18 protein-coding genes are annotated in these 15,119 nt (G+C 61.2%); 8 read left to right on the forward strand and 10 right to left on the reverse strand.

Annotated features, from left to right (window positions below; translation table 11 throughout):
• The first annotated feature begins 23 nt into the window (after window positions 1-23).
• Entirely contained in the window at window positions 24-461 is a 438-nt protein-coding gene (locus EFB14_RS04145) for a DUF1489 family protein (RefSeq protein WP_126822967.1), read from the forward strand.
• A 58-nt stretch (window positions 462-519) separates the two neighbouring features.
• On the opposite strand, the gene EFB14_RS04150 is transcribed toward EFB14_RS04145, so the two are convergent.
• From EFB14_RS04150 to EFB14_RS04185, 7 genes are all read right to left on the reverse strand, one after another.
• A complete protein-coding gene (locus EFB14_RS04150) occupies window positions 520-795 on the reverse strand; it encodes a hypothetical protein (protein WP_125845669.1) in 276 nt (91 codons plus the stop codon).
• 113 nt (window positions 796-908) lie between these two features.
• On the reverse strand, window positions 909-2,444 hold the full coding sequence (locus tag EFB14_RS04155; protein ID WP_126822969.1) for a D-alanyl-D-alanine carboxypeptidase: 1,536 nt from the start codon (window positions 2,442-2,444) through the stop codon (window positions 909-911).
• 118 nt (window positions 2,445-2,562) lie between these two features.
• Entirely contained in the window at window positions 2,563-3,309 is a 747-nt protein-coding gene (locus tag EFB14_RS04160; protein ID WP_126822971.1) for a hypothetical protein, read from the reverse strand.
• A gap of 289 nt (window positions 3,310-3,598) precedes the next feature.
• Entirely contained in the window at window positions 3,599-4,204 is a 606-nt protein-coding gene (locus EFB14_RS04165; RefSeq protein ID WP_126822973.1) for a transglutaminase-like cysteine peptidase, read from the reverse strand.
• A 374-nt stretch (window positions 4,205-4,578) separates the two neighbouring features.
• Window positions 4,579-5,553 carry a prolyl aminopeptidase gene (gene pip / locus EFB14_RS04175; RefSeq protein ID WP_126822977.1) on the reverse strand — a complete coding sequence of 325 codons (975 nt, stop codon included), beginning with the start codon at window positions 5,551-5,553 and terminating at the stop codon, window positions 4,579-4,581.
• A gap of 63 nt (window positions 5,554-5,616) precedes the next feature.
• Window positions 5,617-6,228, reverse strand: a complete 612-nt coding sequence (locus EFB14_RS04180) for a PilZ domain-containing protein (protein ID WP_126822979.1) — start codon at window positions 6,226-6,228, stop codon at window positions 5,617-5,619.
• Window positions 6,229-6,352: 124 nt separating this feature from the next.
• Window positions 6,353-6,997: a PAS domain-containing protein gene (locus tag EFB14_RS04185; protein ID WP_126822981.1), complete on the reverse strand. Its 645-nt coding sequence runs from the start codon at window positions 6,995-6,997 to the stop codon at window positions 6,353-6,355.
• 264 nt (window positions 6,998-7,261) lie between these two features.
• On the opposite strand from EFB14_RS04185, the gene EFB14_RS04190 reads away from it, so the two are divergent.
• Both EFB14_RS04190 and EFB14_RS04195 read left to right on the forward strand, forming a co-directional pair.
• Window positions 7,262-8,050: a rhomboid family intramembrane serine protease gene (locus EFB14_RS04190; RefSeq protein WP_126822983.1), complete on the forward strand. Its 789-nt coding sequence runs from the start codon at window positions 7,262-7,264 to the stop codon at window positions 8,048-8,050.
• 93 nt (window positions 8,051-8,143) lie between these two features.
• The gene (locus EFB14_RS04195) at window positions 8,144-8,578 is read left to right on the forward strand and encodes a CBS domain-containing protein (RefSeq protein WP_126822985.1); all 435 of its coding nucleotides are present in this window, start codon (window positions 8,144-8,146) and stop codon (window positions 8,576-8,578) included.
• A 54-nt stretch (window positions 8,579-8,632) separates the two neighbouring features.
• On the opposite strand, the gene EFB14_RS04200 is transcribed toward EFB14_RS04195, so the two are convergent.
• From EFB14_RS04200 to folE, 3 genes are all read right to left on the reverse strand, one after another.
• Entirely contained in the window at window positions 8,633-9,595 is a 963-nt protein-coding gene (locus EFB14_RS04200; RefSeq protein WP_126822987.1) for a patatin-like phospholipase family protein, read from the reverse strand.
• A gap of 115 nt (window positions 9,596-9,710) precedes the next feature.
• Window positions 9,711-10,163 carry a phosphoribosyl-AMP cyclohydrolase gene (gene hisI, locus EFB14_RS04205; protein WP_125845659.1) on the reverse strand — a complete coding sequence of 151 codons (453 nt, stop codon included), beginning with the start codon at window positions 10,161-10,163 and terminating at the stop codon, window positions 9,711-9,713.
• Window positions 10,164-10,188: 25 nt separating this feature from the next.
• Window positions 10,189-10,803 (reverse strand): GTP cyclohydrolase I FolE, encoded by a 615-nt coding sequence (gene folE / locus EFB14_RS04210; protein WP_125845658.1) that lies wholly within the window; start codon window positions 10,801-10,803, stop codon window positions 10,189-10,191.
• A 307-nt stretch (window positions 10,804-11,110) separates the two neighbouring features.
• Here folE and EFB14_RS04215 point away from each other — a divergent pair, with 307 nt between their 5' ends.
• The 5 genes from EFB14_RS04215 (at window position 11,111) to thrS (ending at window position 15,045) form a co-directional block, all read left to right on the forward strand.
• On the forward strand, window positions 11,111-11,557 hold the full coding sequence (locus tag EFB14_RS04215) for an iron-sulfur cluster assembly scaffold protein (RefSeq protein ID WP_126822989.1): 447 nt from the start codon (window positions 11,111-11,113) through the stop codon (window positions 11,555-11,557).
• A gap of 5 nt (window positions 11,558-11,562) precedes the next feature.
• Window positions 11,563-11,967 carry a membrane protein insertion efficiency factor YidD gene (gene yidD / locus EFB14_RS04220; protein WP_126822991.1) on the forward strand — a complete coding sequence of 135 codons (405 nt, stop codon included), beginning with the start codon at window positions 11,563-11,565 and terminating at the stop codon, window positions 11,965-11,967.
• The gene (locus tag EFB14_RS04225; protein ID WP_245438208.1) at window positions 11,964-12,392 is read left to right on the forward strand and encodes a DUF2267 domain-containing protein; all 429 of its coding nucleotides are present in this window, start codon (window positions 11,964-11,966) and stop codon (window positions 12,390-12,392) included. Before yidD ends, EFB14_RS04225 begins: the two co-directional genes overlap by 4 nt.
• Window positions 12,389-12,916, forward strand: a complete 528-nt coding sequence (locus EFB14_RS04230) for a DUF1697 domain-containing protein (protein ID WP_126822995.1) — start codon at window positions 12,389-12,391, stop codon at window positions 12,914-12,916. The genes EFB14_RS04225 and EFB14_RS04230 overlap by 4 nt, the downstream gene beginning before the upstream one ends.
• A 122-nt stretch (window positions 12,917-13,038) precedes the next feature.
• A complete protein-coding gene (gene thrS, locus EFB14_RS04235; protein WP_125845653.1) occupies window positions 13,039-15,045 on the forward strand; it encodes a threonine--tRNA ligase in 2,007 nt (668 codons plus the stop codon).
• Window positions 15,046-15,119 lie beyond the last annotated feature (74 nt).

The following is a 15,119-nucleotide window of genomic DNA, read 5'->3' on the forward strand; positions in this document are numbered from 1 at the left end:
GCCAAAAGGATTTCAACGGCAGCATGGCATTGCATCTCATCAAACTCTGTGTCGGCGCCGACTCGATAGAGGATCTGCGCGAATGGGTGGCGGAGCGGGCGCTGCGCGCCATTGCCGCCGGCCTTGAGCCGCATTCGGTGCACACGACGCGCATGGTGCCGAAACGGATGGAGGAGCTGCTGGATGGCGGCTCACTCTACTGGGTGATCAAGGGTCAGGTACAGGCGCGCCAAAAACTGCTCGACATCGAGACCTTCACAGACGACGAGGGGATTTCGCGCTGCCGGCTGATGCTCGGCCCCGAGGTCATCGAGACGGCGGTGCAGCCGAAGCGGCCCTTCCAGGGCTGGCGCTACTATGTGCAGGACGACGTGCCGCCCGACCTGACAAGCCTAGGCGCCGGCGTCGCGGAAATGCCGGCGGATCTTCGCCGCGAGTTGACCGAACTCGGCCTGCTCTAGATTCTGATGGCTCCGGGCCACCCGGCCCAAATCTGAAACCGTATCGACCTGTCGAGGATCAACGCAGGCGCAGCTGCACCGGTGCGCTGCCGTCCGGCGAGGTCACATGCAGGTGGATGCGCGCCTCCGGCTGGGAATAACGCCAGGCGCGGGCGCCATGGCAAAGCAGCAGATTGATGAGATCCCGGGTCTTCGCGGACTTCGCCCTCGGCCGCTGCAGGCCGAGCTCGGCGAGGCGCAATGCGGCCTCGTGCAGCGGGTGCAGGGAGGAACGCATCTTTGCCGCGGCGCGGCGCTCTGAAGGCGTTCCCGGAACATTCTCATTGATCGCCATTGTTTTCCCCGTAACCAATACTGATCGAGTTCAAAAATGGTGGCCGGAAACGCAAACACCGATTCCGGCCGTCACCGATGCCGCCGGCACTTGCGTGGGCAGCATCGAATGGGTCATTGGGCGGCGGCCCAGCACTTGACGCCGGCCTTCTTCAAGGCCTTGCAGGCGTTGATGGCGTCGCGCTGGTCGTCGAAGCCGCCGAAGCGGGCGCGATAAACCTGCTCACTGCCGGCGCCGTAGGCGACTGCGAAGGGCTTCGCCGAGGCCAGTGCTTTGCCACCCTTGCTCTTGGCGCTATCCAGGAGATCCATGGCCATCTGTCGGCTCGGCGAAACGCCAACCTGCACGACCCAGCCGGCCGGTCCTGTATTGGCCGAGGTCGGGCTGGTCGAAGCGGTCGTGACGTTGTCAACGGCAGCATCGCTCTCGTCCGTCGGCACAGCGGCCGCAGCCTGCGGCTTGAAGGTCTTGGTCTTGACTTTGGTCGGCGCAGGCATTGCCTGGGTCACCAGCGGGTTGTCTGTCTTCGGCGCAGCGGTCTCGGCATAGGCGACCTCGGTCTCGGCAACCTGATAGCGTGCATCCGGCAGAGGCCCCTTATGCGGCAGGCCGAGATCGGCGGCAGCGGCCGAAACCGGCGGCTGGGCCGATGTGATCGTTTTTGCGACCTGCTGAGGAGCTTTCTGCGGCTCGACCGGAGCGGGCGTTTCGATCATCGCCGGGGCAGGGGCTGTCTCGGCGACCAGCGCCGAGGAACCACCGCGGCTCGAAGCCTTCGGCAGGTAAGTCGCAATCAAATTGCGCATTTGGGCGTCGCGGGCGGGCGTCGACGCGCCGCCGAGCACGACGCCGACGATCGACTTGCCGTCCACCTGCACCGAGCTCACCAGATTGAAGCCGGCAGCACGCGTGTAACCCGTCTTGATGCCATCGACACCGCGCACCGAACCGACCAGGCGGTTGTGGCTGCGGATCGTCCGTGTGCCGAACTTGAAGGCGCGGGTGGAGAAATAACCGTAATATTGCGGGAAATGCTGGCGAAGGGCGATGCCGAGGCGAGCCTGATCGCGGGCCGTCGTCATCTGCGCGGTGTTCGGCAGCCCGTTGGCGTTGCGATAGGTGGTGCGCGTCATGCCGAGCGCATGCGCCTTCGCGGTCATCAACTGGGCGAAGCGATCTTCGCTGCCGCCTCCGAGCATTTCGCCGAGGGCGGTCGCGGCATCGTTGGCCGAGAGAGTGACGAGACCGAGAATACCCTGTTCGACAGTGATCGTGCCGCCGGCCCGTACGCCGAGCTTGGTCGGCGCCTGAGCTGCCGCACGAGCAGAGAAGGGAACCGGTGTATCCAAGCGAATGCGACCCTGCTCCAACGCCTCAAAGGTCATATAGAGGGTCATCATCTTGGTCAGCGAGGCTGGATATTGCAGCCGATCGGCATTCTCGCTGTAGAGAACATTGCCGCTCTTGGCGTCGACGACGATGCCCGCATATTTCGAATTTGCCGCTTCCGCTTCGGCACTTATCGAATCGACCAGGACGATCGTGACGGCCACCGAAAGGACCGCCAACAGCCTTGCGAAAAGGCTACCGGATCGGGACGATGATACGGAGGAGACTGACCTTGACACTATTCCACTCTTCGCTTGCATTTCAGATATTTGGCAGGAACCGCACACCTCCCGCCGCACAGTCCGTCGTTTGAAACTAACGGCTCGGCGTTACCAATCCGTTTATGATGAATCGTTTATTTCACGGTCCGGGAGCATTTTAGAAACTTGTCGCGGAATGGTTCACAAGACGCGCTTCCACAAAGGTGCGGATAGCGGCATCAATATGTTCCCAGTCATTCAGATGGCTGCTGGAGAAGCGGTAGAGAACGCTGAGATCCCTGCCGACCTTGATATCGCGCTGACAATCTCCGCTTGCCGCCTTGTCTGGGGCTGAAGGCAATATGCAGCGCACGACATAGTCCGGCCCGCCCTTGACGGGCGCCGTCAGCAGCACCTCGTCGCCGTAACCCGCGTCGGCGCGAAGACGATGCAGTGTCAGCCCGTCGCGATAGGGTTCGGGCATTCCGTCGAGCAGATGCGAATAGATCGGCTCCAGCCGCCCGGACATGTCGCGCGACATCGTGCTCTGGGTGATCTGGAGAAAGATCAGGCCGGAGGACTGGGCGATATCGTCGAATCGAAGGTGATTTGCCTTGTTGTACCCCTGCATATCGGGCCATGCGAGGTAAAGATCGACGCGCTCTGCCGCACCTTCATGTCTCTGGCTCGGAAAGCGGATGGCATTCTCGGGAAATTTCACGGTATCCCGACCGACGGTCAGGGTGATTTCGGCCGTGCTGTCGGTGTTGCCGGCAAGCGAGATATGCCGGCCGAACCAACGCCCGCCGATGCTGATCGCGACGGTGAGAATCGCAAGGACGGCGATCACCGTCATCGTTCGGAACAGGAAACCCATGGAAAGGAGCGGCTGCTCCTCCGGTGCGCTGTGCGCGGCGTGGCTCATGGCGGTTCTTCGCTGTTTCGGCCACGGGAAAAGAAACGAACCGCCGGTGCCGATGATGAATCTGATCAGCATCATCGGGTCGACAGGGTTAACAATTTGCTAAAAAATTGAAGGGCGTGCTGTCTTGGGACAACGTCACCGGAACGGGACGAGCTAACGCTCGCCCTGGGCTAGAAATAGGTGAGCCGTTCCCGGGACAGCGGGAACGGCTCTTGGGCACCGGTCGGGGACGGGGATGCGGGGACTGACCGGGCCGAAGGCTGCTGCCGGCGGAGCCGGCGAGCCGTGTTTACTTGACGCTACCAACCGCGACAGTGCGGCCGTCCTGAAGCTTCGACCAGCGAGCCGGATCGTCGGCGGACTGGCGCTTCAGATAGGTGTATTCGGTATCCGACCACAGCAGCACCTTGTTGCGCATGTTGTCGAGGATGAAGTCGCCGTGGTCGGTACGAACAGTCAGCACGGCATGGCCTTCGCCATTCGGCTGCAGCACGACGGTGATCAGAGTGTCGGACGGCGAGAAGCCGTCGTCGATCAGCATCTTGCGCTTCAGGAGGGCATAGTCCTCACAATCGCCGACAGTGGTCGGAATCGCCCAGCGCTCCTCGACGCCGTAGATCTGTTCATCCGTCTCCGGCTGAATCGTCGAATTGACGGTGTAGTTGACCTTGAGGATTTCCTTCCAGCGATCCTCGGTAAGGATGGCCGGGCCGGCATCGCCGCCGGCATAGGCGCATTCTTTCGGATTCGCCTTGCAGAATTCGTAGTGTCCGATAGGCGGGCTGGCATTGCCTGCCAGGGCCATGCTGGCGGGCATCGCCTGTCCCGAACCCGTCATTGCCATCATGATGGCACCGGCCAGAAGGCCGCCTTTCAGGATGTTCGCAGTTGTCATTGCCGTCTCCCCTAAGTTGGAGCGACAATGGCACAGACGTTTTTATCTCACGCAAAATTACGCAATAGAATTAAAGGCTTAGTTGATTCAAATACCGATAAAGATTGGATCAAAACAATCTCGAATGCGCATAAAATTCGACGCGGATTTGTCTCGAAATCGAATAAAATTGTAATTCACGCAACAAGGCTTTCGCCCGCAAAAGGCCTGGGTTGCCGTCCTGATGTTAAGGATTTTCGTTGAGCCGGATAAATTCCGCTGTGCCACCGGCAGCGAGCGCCGGCACGTAGCAGGCGGGCGATGCGGCCAAAGTCGGGCGATTCGGGCGGTTCAGAACCAGAATGTCGCTCACATCCGCGGTTTCGGCGGGAAAATTATTTTTGAGGAAGATCGCGAAATCGGTCGGTGGCGGCAACGATCGCCGCCGTCATATCGGGATTCGAGGTGGAATGGGCGGCTTGCTCGATGATCTTGAGCTCGCTTTGCGGCCAGGCACGGGCCAGTTCCCAGGCGGTGACAAGCGGCGCCTCGATATCGAACCTTCCCTGCAGCAGAACACCGGGAATGCCGCTGAGTCGCGCTGCATTCTTCAAGAGGGCGCCGTCTTCCAGCCAGGCGCCATTCACGAAGTAGTGGGTGATGATGCGGGCGCGCGTCAGCAGATAAGCCGGATCGGCCCAGCGGCGCGGCAGGCCTTCGGGGGCGGTAAGCAGGATCGAGGCCGCCTCCCAGTCATGCCAGTCGCGCGCCGCCTTGAGGCGCGTCGCGGGGTCCGGATCGTTGAGAAGACGATGGTAGGCGGCAACCATATCCTCGTCCTGCCCCTGCATGCCCGCGGGAATCGCCTGACGGAAACGGTGCCATTCCTCGGGAAAGAGGGGCGCCATGCCGCGATAGAGCCAGTCGATCTCCGAGCGGCGCGTAGTGGTCACGCCAGCGATGACGATCGCGGCGACGCGCTCCGGATGGGTTTCGGCATAGGCGAGCGCCAGCGTGGAGCCCCAGGAGTTGCCGAGAAGGAGCCCGCTGTCGATGCCGAGATGGAGCCGCAGCCGCTCGATATCGGCAACGAGATGCCATGTCGTGTTGAGGGAAAGATCGGTTTCGGGATCGGCAGCGCTCGGGAGACTGCGGCCGCAATTGCGCTGATCGAAGAGGATGATCCGGTAGGCGTCGGGATCGAAATAGCGGCGTGCCGTAGTCGAACAGCCGGAACCCGGCCCGCCATGCAGCACGAGCGCCGGACGGCCCGCCGGGTTGCCGCAGGCTTCCCAATAGATCAGGTTGCCATCGCCGGTGTCGAGCAGGCCGTGATCGTATGGTTCGATATCAGGATAGAGAGGTGACATCGGCGCGCCCGCGATCGAGGAGGGCAGCCTTATCCGTCATATCGGTGACGGATGGATGACGGCCTAAAGGAATTCGCGCAGCGTCTCGCGGGACTGGATCGAGAGGAATTCGATCGCGACACCTTCGACGAAGTGGCGAACGACACGCCCGCGCATATTGCCGAGACGCACCGCAGTTCCGATCGAGGGACGCATTTCAATGTCGATGGCAGCGCCCGACAGCGAAAGGTCCATGATGCGGCAAGAATAGCGCGTGCCGTCCTCAAGCGTAAGTTCGGTCTTCACGTCGCGCGGTGTCAGGCGGTCGTGGCGGCGATCCTCGGGCAGGCCGAGCTCGTGTTTATTGGCAAGCCAGGTGAGCTGGGCGGCGAGCTTCTCGCGCTTGCGGTCGGTGGCATTGATCGACATGGTGAAGCCGCGGCTGTCGAGCGTCTGAACATAACCTTCGACGCGGCCGAGGTGGTCGATATAGGCGATCACGCGTTCGCCGGCACGCGGCCGGCCAAGGCAGGTGACGTACATGTCGCCAGGCGACATGTCGATCACCATGCATTCGAATTCCTCGTAGTTAGCAAGCATCAGCCGGCCCTGCATATTGATGGGCACACGCTGGAAAACGCCCTGTTCAGGGCGCGGCGCAGGTCTTTGCGTCTGAGCTGGCTGGAACGAGTGCATCAAAGGGCTTCTTCATGAAAAGGGCAGAGTTCGATCTTTACCCGCAATCCATTAACAGAAGGTTGTTCCGACCCATCCCAGCATAACCGAAAACGAGTATGCCTCGTGTTCCAAAACGGGACCGTCAGCGCGCCTCCACGCTCAGCAGCTGCGACACCATGCGACGCATGACCTGGCCGAAACGGGCGCCTATGCCGGCGACGACCTCGTTGACGGGGCGCACGTCGGCTGGCGCGGCTCTGCCGAAATGTGTCGGCAGCAGGCGGCTGCGATCCAGCGCCAGGAATTCGAGCGGCACGATCTCCAGCCAGCTCGCGGCCGCCGCCGGTGTGATTGCGCCGAGCAGGCGGTCGCAGGCGCCGTCCCGTGAGCGCAGCGGCATCATGACGATCTCAAAAGAAGCCTGATGGCCGACGGTGCTGTAGCCGGTGGCATTGAAAAGGGCCGGCATGGCGTGGTCCATCACGCCCATCGCCGTACGTTCGATATCGGTATGCTGACCATGCGCCCAGAGCGAGGAAAAACGCTCGCCGCGCAGATCGCGCCCGAAGAGATCGCAGATGCGGGTGCCGGCAAGCCGGAAACCGATGTCTCCGCCGTCGCGCTTCTCCAGAATGAAGAGGCTCTGAAGAAGATGGGGAACGGCGGAAGGTTCGACCTGGGATTTCAACGGTGCATCCGCAGTGCCACGGATGCGGTTCCAATAGTCAAATATTTCGATGGTCGTCTGTAAACGCATTTCACACCCACCTGTCCCATTCCGGAGCAATTTCAGGCCGTCATGGCCCTCATAGGCTCTACCTTGCGGATTTCATGCCAAACCGCGGCGGTTAAGGTTAAGAAACGGTTTCAGTTGAGATGAGGCGCCTCTCATGACACTGTCCCACCATCGCTTCGACTTTCGAAGTTCTGCACAACCTCCCCGGGCCAGGGTTTTTCCAGGCACTCCGGGTTACGCCGTCCGACACTGCGGGCGGCTTTTTTTTTGACAGGCGCTCCTGTATGGCTGTGGCTTCAACGAGGCAAAACACAGATGAATGAGCAGACGGCCGAGCCGAACAAGGCGCCCGAACCTCCCGAGGTCCAGCCGCCGGCACGGCCGCCGCGCGTACCGGTCTTCAACCTTCCGCCTGCGCTGTTCTTCAGCCTTTGCCTGCTGATCGCCATTTACGCAGTGCAGACGCTGGTGCTCTCCGACGATGCAGTAAGCTGGCTGTTCTTCACCTTCGGCTTCGTTCCCGCCCGCTATGTGATTCCGCTGTCGCAGCAAGGACCGGAACTGTTCTGGACGCCCGTCACCTATTCGCTGCTGCACGGCAGCGTTCAGCATATCGTCTTCAACGGATTCTGGCTCATGGCTTTCGGCGCACCGGTCGTGCGCCGGATCGGAACGTTGCGTTTCGTGCTCTTCTGGATTCTTTCCTCCGTCGCATCCGCCGCACTGCACGCAGCGCTCAACTGGGGCGACATATCGCTTCTGATCGGCGCGTCCGGCGTCATCTCGGGATTGATGGGGGCTGCCTGCCGATTCGCCTTTCCGTCCGAGCGGCGGCCGATGCTGCCGACTCATCTTAATGCCCGGCTTTCCATCCTCGAGGCGCTGAAGAGCCGGACCGTCGTCATCTTCATGCTGCTCTGGCTGGTCGGCAACGCGCTGATTGCCATCGGCATCCCGCTCGCCGGCGACAGCGATCAGGCGATTGCCTGGGACGCGCATATCGGCGGGTTCGTCTTCGGCTTCCTGCTTTTTTCGCTTTTCGACCGAGCGCCTAGCCCGCCTGTGGAAGCTGCCGGCACCAAGAAGGATATGTTGCAATCCTGAGCCGGGCGGTGCACCATCGGCCTATATCCGCGCTGGGGGGAGAAACCGCCGCGGATGCCTGTGACAAGTGTTTCACGGACATAGGAGGTTCGAATGACCAGTTCAGTCAAAGCAATCCTCGACCTGAAGGGCAGGGACGTCGTCACCGCCGGGCCGAACACCACCGTCGCCGAGGCGGCCAATATTCTAAGCAAGAAGAAGATCGGTGCCATCGTCGTCGTCGGCATGGAAAACCGGATTTCGGGCATGTTCACCGAGCGTGATCTGGTGCACGCCATCGCCAAACACGGCAAGGACAGCCTCGATCAGCCGCTTGCCCAGGTAATGACGTCGAAGGTTTATCGCTGTCACGAAGAGACGACCGTCAACGAGTTGATGGAACTGATGACCAGTCGCCGTTTCCGTCACGTTCCGGTGGAAAGCAACGGCAAGCTCGCCGGAATCATCTCGATCGGCGACGTGGTGAAATCACGCATCGCCGAAGTCGTGCGCGAGACCGAGGAAATCAAGGCCTATATCGCCGGCTGAGGTTTTCGCCCGCCTTGTTTGAGGCATGTCGTCGTTCCAAAACCGCGACATGCGTCAGGGGTGGCTGGCGTAGACTTCCTGCATGCGCTGGATCTCGGGGAGCCGAGCCCTGGCTTCCTCGTAGCCGCGTTCAATCGCTTCTCCGGCCCGATGGAACTCGGAAAGGCCGATATCGCTGAGGCGCGGCTGCAGCGAGATGTCAGGGGGGTCGCCGGCAAGGCGGGCGCGGGCAATCCTGTCCTGGATGATGTTGAAGGCCTGGACCATGACGCCGGTCATGCCGAGCCGCGCATAGGGCGCCGCTTCCTGCTTCTGCACTTCCTGCGGCGAGAGGCTGGCATTGTGCCGGACAACAGCCGAGCGGCCATAGAGATCATAATTGAGATTGACGGCGACGACGAGCAGTTGCTCGTAGGCGCGGCAGACGGAGACGGGAACGGGGTTGACCAGCGCGCCATCGACCAGCGTGCGATGGTTGCTGCGCACCGGCTCGAAAATGCCGGGGAGGGCATACGAGGCCCTGAGCGCAGTGATCAGCGAACCATTGGCGATCCAGACCTCGTGACCGGTATTGACCTCGGCCGCGACCGCGACAAAGGGCCGGTCGAGATCCTCGACGTTCAGTCCTTCGAGATGCTCCTGCATGCGTTTGGTCAGCCGCATGCCGCCGAAGAGGCCGCTACCGCCGATTGTGAGATCAAGCAGGCTCGCGATGCGGCGCATGGTCAGCGAGCGCGCAAAATTTTCGAGTTCGTCGAGTTTGCCGGCGAGATAACAACCGCCGACCAGTGCGCCGATCGAGGTACCGGCAATCATGCCGATCTCGATCCGCGCTTCGTCGAGTGCGCGCAGCACGCCGATATGGGCCCAGCCGCGGGCGGCGCCGCCGCCGAGTGCGAGCGCGATCTTGATTTTCCTTGCGGGCGTAGGGGGAGGGATCGTTTCGAGTGTGGTCGATATGCCGGAACCGGAACCCTCGCCTTCAGAGCTTTGACGATGCAGACTCCAGCTCAGCATGGCGCTCTCCCCTCCAGTAGAACACTTGGTTTCCGATAGTGTGCCCGATCAGTTTCCAAATGGTATATAGAAGCGGTTTTTGGCGCAATAAGGGGCAAATGCCGGCGAAATCGGGCTATTTTCCGTAAACGTCCTGCGGATCAAAATGACGCTCGTCATCGACGATATCAAGCATCGGCTTTCCGTCCTGAAGCGTGACCGTCCGGTAGAAGCAGGAGCGGCGGCCGGTATGGCAGGTGGCGTCGTGACCGGCGACCTCGACCTTCAGCCAGATGGCGTCCTGATCGCAATCGGTGCGGATTTCCTTCACCGTCTGGAGATTGCCTGACGTTTCGCCCTTCTTCCAGAGCTTGCCGCGCGAACGGCTGAAATAATGGGCCGTGCCGGTCTGGATGGTCAGCGCCAGTGCCTGGGCGTTCATATGCGCCACCATCAGCAGTTCGCCGTCGCCGGCATCTGTCACAATGGCGGTGATTAAGCCACGATCGTCGAAACGCGGCGTGAAATCACCCGCGTCCTCCAACGCGGACTTGTCCTCGGATGGTTGACTGAAGATCAGTTGGCTCATCGCGGCCCTCCTGAGGGAGCCGGTATCAGCGGCTTCGCACCATGGTCATGAAACGGGCCTGATCGGCCGGTTCCGTCTTGAACGTTCCGGTGAAGGTCGTCGTCAACGTGGTCGAGCCCTGCTTCTGAACGCCGCGCATTGCCATGCACATATGTTCGGCCTCGATCATCACGGCGACACCGCGCGGATTGAGCGTGTCGTCGATGGCCCGGGCGATCTGCGCGGTCATCGTTTCCTGCGTCTGCAGGCGGCGGCCATAGATCTCGACGACACGGGCGATCTTCGACAGGCCGAGCACGCGTCCGTCCGGCATGTAGGCGACGTGGGCCTTGCCGATGATCGGCACCATATGGTGTTCGCAATGCGAGTAGAACGGAATGTCCTTGACGAGGACCATGTCATCGTAGCCGGCAACCTCCTCGAAGGTACGGCCGAGCACGTCTTCCGGCGCCATATCATAGCCGGCGAAAAGCTCGCGGTAGGCTTTGACGACGCGAGCCGGCGTCTCGAGCAGACCTTCACGCGCCGGATCGTCGCCGGCCCAGCGCAGCAGAACACGAACGGCTTCTTCTGCCTCCTGCTGGGAAGGCCGATCAGACTCACGGTTCGTCTGCGGAAAATTCTTTACGATGGCGTCCATGATCAATGGTCTCCTGGTCCGCATCGCGGACCCGTCTGTCGGAATCGCCACTGGTCAATCCCATGCGGGAATTCATGCACCTCTGGCAGGCTCCGGGGCTTTCAGGGCTGTTTCAACACCCATCCGGCACGGTTTCCCAATCAAACTTACACGAGGCCATTGCATTTTCATGGCCTTCGAACGACATACATATAGGAAGACCGTCATGGTATGTAAGTATCCTTGGGCGACACGGTGTGTTTTTTGTTTCGACGACAATAACAGGCCGATTAGGCCGATCCGCAGCGATTTTGGAGCGGAATCCAGCATGGACGACATCTACAACAGCAAAATCCTCGAATTCGCGGGCAATATTCCGTTGACCGGCACACTTGCGGATGCGGATGCGAGCGCCCAGGCCCACTCCAAGCTCTGCGGCTCGAAGGTGCGGGTCTGGCTGAAGATGGACGGTGACGTCGTCACCGATTTTGCTCACGATGTGAAGGCCTGCGCGCTCGGACAGGCCTCGTCCTCGATCATGGCCCGCCATGTCGTGGGAGCCACGTCGGGCGAACTGCGCCAGGCACGCCAGGACATGCTCGCCATGTTGAAGGCGGACGGGGCGGGGCCTGCCGGGCGGTTTGAAGACATGCGCTATCTGCTGCCGGTGCGGGACTACAAGGCCCGCCATGCCTCGACGATGCTGACTTTCGATGCGGTGGTCGATGCGATCGGGCAGATCGAGGCGAAACGGGCGGAAGTAGTCGAGGCGTAATCGAGATGTGCGAGTTCTGCGCCCTGCAGACCAGCGATGAGGACGACGGTGGCGCCGCCGGCTCTGCGAATCCGCGCAAAGCGCCCGCGCACCGTTCCCGCAACTATACCGGCCCTTTTCGCAAGACCCCCGACCGCCTGCTCGGTATGGGGTTCATCCGTTTCTATCAGTTGACGCTTTCCGGCTTTGTCGGCAATTCCTGCCGGCATATCCCGACCTGCTCAGAATATGGCTACGAGTCGATCGCCCGCCATGGGCTCTGGGCCGGCGGATGGATGACGCTGTTTCGCGTCGGCCGCTGCGGTCCGGGCGGCACCAGCGGACTCGACCAGGTGCCGGAGACGCTCGGCGGCGACTTTCACTGGTGGACGCCGTGGCGTTATATCGCTCTCGGACGCAAAAGAGGGTGACCCCCATGACGATGCCCGGCGAATACAGGCGTGCATCGGTGGATTTCGACGCTTATCTCGATGAGCTGAGAGCAGATACGCTGATCGACAGCCGCAATGTGGTCTACACGATGACCCAGGGCGTCTTTCAGACGTTTCGCCGCCGGCTGAATGTTGCCGATGCGCTCCGCTTCGCCGATGTGCTGCCGCCGGTCCTGCGCGCGATTTTCGTCGCCGACTGGAATCCCGACGAGGTCAAACGGTCTTTCAGGGATCGTGCGGCCATGACACGGGAAGTGCAGTCACTGCGCGGTGACCATAATTTTTCCCCGAACACCGCCATCGCAGATGTGGCGGCAGCCATATGGAAACATGTCGATGAAGCGGCATTCAGCAGGGTGCTGAAAACCCTGCCCGATGGAGCAGAGGAATTCTGGCGGCCATGAGCATGTTCATAGCGCTCCTCCACAGCATCGTCCTGGCGCCCGACCGCCGGGTCATCATGGAAGATTTGCGCGCGCTTGCCGAAGAGCTCGGCTATCGCGAGCCGCGCACACTGGTTTCGACCGGAAATCTTGTCTTCGAAGCCGACGAAATGCGGCCGCACGAACTTGAGGTCGCGCTGGAAGAGGGTTTCGAAGAGAAGTTCGGCAAACATGTCGATATCATCGTGCGCAGCGACTGCACCTGGATGGCGCTTTGCAGCACCAATCCCTTCAGGGACGGCAGTGGTGATCAGGTCATCGTCCGGGTGATGCGCCTGCCGGTCGATCCGGCGAAGGTGGAGGCGTTGAAGCCGCTGATGGCGGAAGGACAGCGCATCGCCGTCGTCGGCGGCGATCTCTGGATCGATTTTGCCGGCAAGCAGAACCAATCCAAGCTGCTTTCGGCGCTGACGACCAAACGGCTCGGCGTCGGCACGATGCGCAACTGGAACACGGTGTGCGGCCTTGCCGAAATGATCATGTAGGCCGGCTTCTTCTTTACTCACGAGGGAAATCTGAGTATCAGGCGGCAGCGCTTCCAAAGGACGGAGGCGCTGTCATTGCAACCACCCGCATTCGTTGGCGGGACTGGACAAGGAGAATTTCGATGTCCCAAGCCATTTCCCTGACATTTCCCGATGGTTCCGTGCGCAGCTTCGATGCCGGCGCAACCGGCCGGGATGTCGCCGAATCCATTTCCAAGTCGCTCGCCAAGAAGGCGGTCGCCATTGCGATCGACGGTACAGTGCGCGACCTTTCCGATCCCGTAGCAACGGGCAGGATCGAGATCCTTACCCGCAACGACGACCGCGCGCTGGAACTCATCCGGCACGACGCTGCGCACGTCATGGCCGAAGCGGTGCAGGAACTCTGGCCCGGCACCCAGGTGACGATCGGCCCGGTCATCGAGAACGGCTTCTATTACGACTTTGCCAAGAACGAGCCCTTCACGCCCGACGATCTGCCGAAGATCGAAAAGAAGATGAAGGAGATCATCGCCCGCAACGCGCCTTTCACCAAGCAGGTCTGGTCGCGCGAGAAGGCGAAGCAGGTCTTTGCCGACAAGGGCGAGCAGTACAAAGTCGAACTCGTCGACGCGATCCCGGAAGGGCAGGATCTCAAGATCTATTACCAGGGCGATTGGTTCGACCTTTGCCGCGGTCCGCACATGGCCTCGACCGGCCAGATCGGCTCTGCTTTCAAGCTTTTGAAGGTGGCCGGCGCCTACTGGCGCGGCGACAGCAACAATCCGATGCTGAGCCGCATTTACGGCACGGCCTTCGCCGAGCAATCCGAGCTCGACAATTACCTGCATATGCTTGCAGAGGCCGAAAAGCGTGACCACCGCAAGCTCGGCCGTGAAATGGATCTGTTCCATTTCCAGGAAGAAGGCCCGGGCGTCGTCTTCTGGCACGGCAAGGGCTGGCGCATCTTCCAGTCGCTCGTCTCCTACATGCGTCGCCGGCTGGCCGCCGACTACCAGGAAGTCAACGCGCCGCAGGTGCTTGACACCGCACTCTGGGAAACTTCGGGTCACTGGGGCTGGTATCAGGAAAACATGTTCGCCGTGAAATCGGCGCATGCAATGACCCATCCCGAAGACAAGGAAGCTGACAATCGCGTCTTTGCGCTGAAGCCGATGAATTGCCCCGGCCACGTGCAGATCTTCAAGCATGGGCTGAAATCCTATCGCGAGCTGCCGATCCGCCTCGCCGAATTCGGGCTGGTGCATCGCTACGAACCTTCGGGCGCGCTGCACGGGCTGATGCGCGTACGCGGCTTCACGCAGGACGACGCGCACATCTTCTGCACGGACGAGCAGATGGCCGCCGAATGCCTGAAGATCAACGATCTCATCCTGTCGGTTTATGAAGACTTCGGCTTCAAGGAAATCGTCGTCAAGCTTTCGACCCGTCCGGACAAGCGCGTCGGTTCCGATGCGCTTTGGGACCGCGCCGAAGCCGTGATGACCGATGTGCTGAAGACGATCGAGGCGCAGTCCGAAGGCCGCATCAAGACCGGCATCCTGCCGGGCGAGGGCGCCTTCTACGGGCCGAAGTTCGAATATACGCTGAAGGACGCGATCGGCCGCGAATGGCAGTGTGGCACGACGCAGGTCGACTTCAACCTGCCGGAACGCTTCGGTGCCTTCTATATCGACAGCAACTCTGAAAAGACGCAGCCGGTGATGATCCACCGCGCCATCTGCGGCTCGATGGAACGCTTCCTCGGCATCCTGATCGAGAACTTCGCCGGCCATCTGCCGCTGTGGGTTTCGCCGCTGCAGGTCGTCGTTGCGACGATCACCTCGGAAGCAGACGCCTACGGCCTTGAAGTGGCCGAAGCGCTGCGCGAAGCCGGGCTGCATGTCGAGACCGACTTCCGCAACGAGAAGATCAATTACAAGATCCGCGAACATTCCGTTACGAAAGTTCCCGTCATCATCGTCTGCGGCAGGAAGGAAGCCGAAGAGCGCACGGTCAATATCCGCCGCCTCGGCAGCCAAGACCAGGTTTCGATGGGGCTCGACGCTGCCGTCGACAGCCTTGCCCTCGAGGCGACGCCGCCGGACATCCGCCGCAAGGCCGAAGCAAAGAAAGCCAGGGCGGCCTGAAAACCGCCTGGTCCGACAGCGCCGCTCCGGCGCTGTCGGAAATCTGTTATGAAGCTGCAATATTCTCGTCACGA

The sequence above is a fragment of the Rhizobium fabae genome, assembly GCF_003985135.1.
Taxonomy (GTDB): Bacteria; Pseudomonadota; Alphaproteobacteria; order Rhizobiales; family Rhizobiaceae; genus Rhizobium; species Rhizobium pisi.

Bases quoted from the DNA above. Each gene is read 5' to 3' on its own strand.
- EFB14_RS04180 (WP_126822979.1), bottom strand. From the start codon at position 6,228: ATGCACTCGTTCCAGCCAGCTCAGACGCAAAGACCTGCGCCGCGCCCT.
- thrS (WP_125845653.1), top strand. From the start codon at position 13,039: ATGTCCCAAGCCATTTCCCTGACATTTCCCGATGGTTCCGTGCGCAGC.
- hisI (WP_125845659.1), bottom strand. From the start codon at position 10,163: ATGAGCCAACTGATCTTCAGTCAACCATCCGAGGACAAGTCCGCGTTG.
- folE (WP_125845658.1), bottom strand. From the start codon at position 10,803: ATGGACGCCATCGTAAAGAATTTTCCGCAGACGAACCGTGAGTCTGAT.
- EFB14_RS04145 (WP_126822967.1), top strand. From the start codon at position 24: ATGGCATTGCATCTCATCAAACTCTGTGTCGGCGCCGACTCGATAGAG.
- EFB14_RS04200 (WP_126822987.1), bottom strand. From the start codon at position 9,595: ATGCTGAGCTGGAGTCTGCATCGTCAAAGCTCTGAAGGCGAGGGTTCC.
- EFB14_RS04155 (WP_126822969.1), bottom strand. From the start codon at position 2,444: ATGCAAGCGAAGAGTGGAATAGTGTCAAGGTCAGTCTCCTCCGTATCA.
- yidD (WP_126822991.1), top strand. From the start codon at position 11,563: ATGTGCGAGTTCTGCGCCCTGCAGACCAGCGATGAGGACGACGGTGGC.
- EFB14_RS04190 (WP_126822983.1), top strand. From the start codon at position 7,262: ATGAATGAGCAGACGGCCGAGCCGAACAAGGCGCCCGAACCTCCCGAG.
- EFB14_RS04215 (WP_126822989.1), top strand. From the start codon at position 11,111: ATGGACGACATCTACAACAGCAAAATCCTCGAATTCGCGGGCAATATT.
- EFB14_RS04150 (WP_125845669.1), bottom strand. From the start codon at position 795: ATGGCGATCAATGAGAATGTTCCGGGAACGCCTTCAGAGCGCCGCGCC.
- EFB14_RS04195 (WP_126822985.1), top strand. From the start codon at position 8,144: ATGACCAGTTCAGTCAAAGCAATCCTCGACCTGAAGGGCAGGGACGTC.
- pip (WP_126822977.1), bottom strand. From the start codon at position 5,553: ATGTCACCTCTCTATCCTGATATCGAACCATACGATCACGGCCTGCTC.
- EFB14_RS04160 (WP_126822971.1), bottom strand. From the start codon at position 3,309: ATGAGCCACGCCGCGCACAGCGCACCGGAGGAGCAGCCGCTCCTTTCC.
- EFB14_RS04230 (WP_126822995.1), top strand. From the start codon at position 12,389: ATGAGCATGTTCATAGCGCTCCTCCACAGCATCGTCCTGGCGCCCGAC.
- EFB14_RS04165 (WP_126822973.1), bottom strand. From the start codon at position 4,204: ATGACAACTGCGAACATCCTGAAAGGCGGCCTTCTGGCCGGTGCCATC.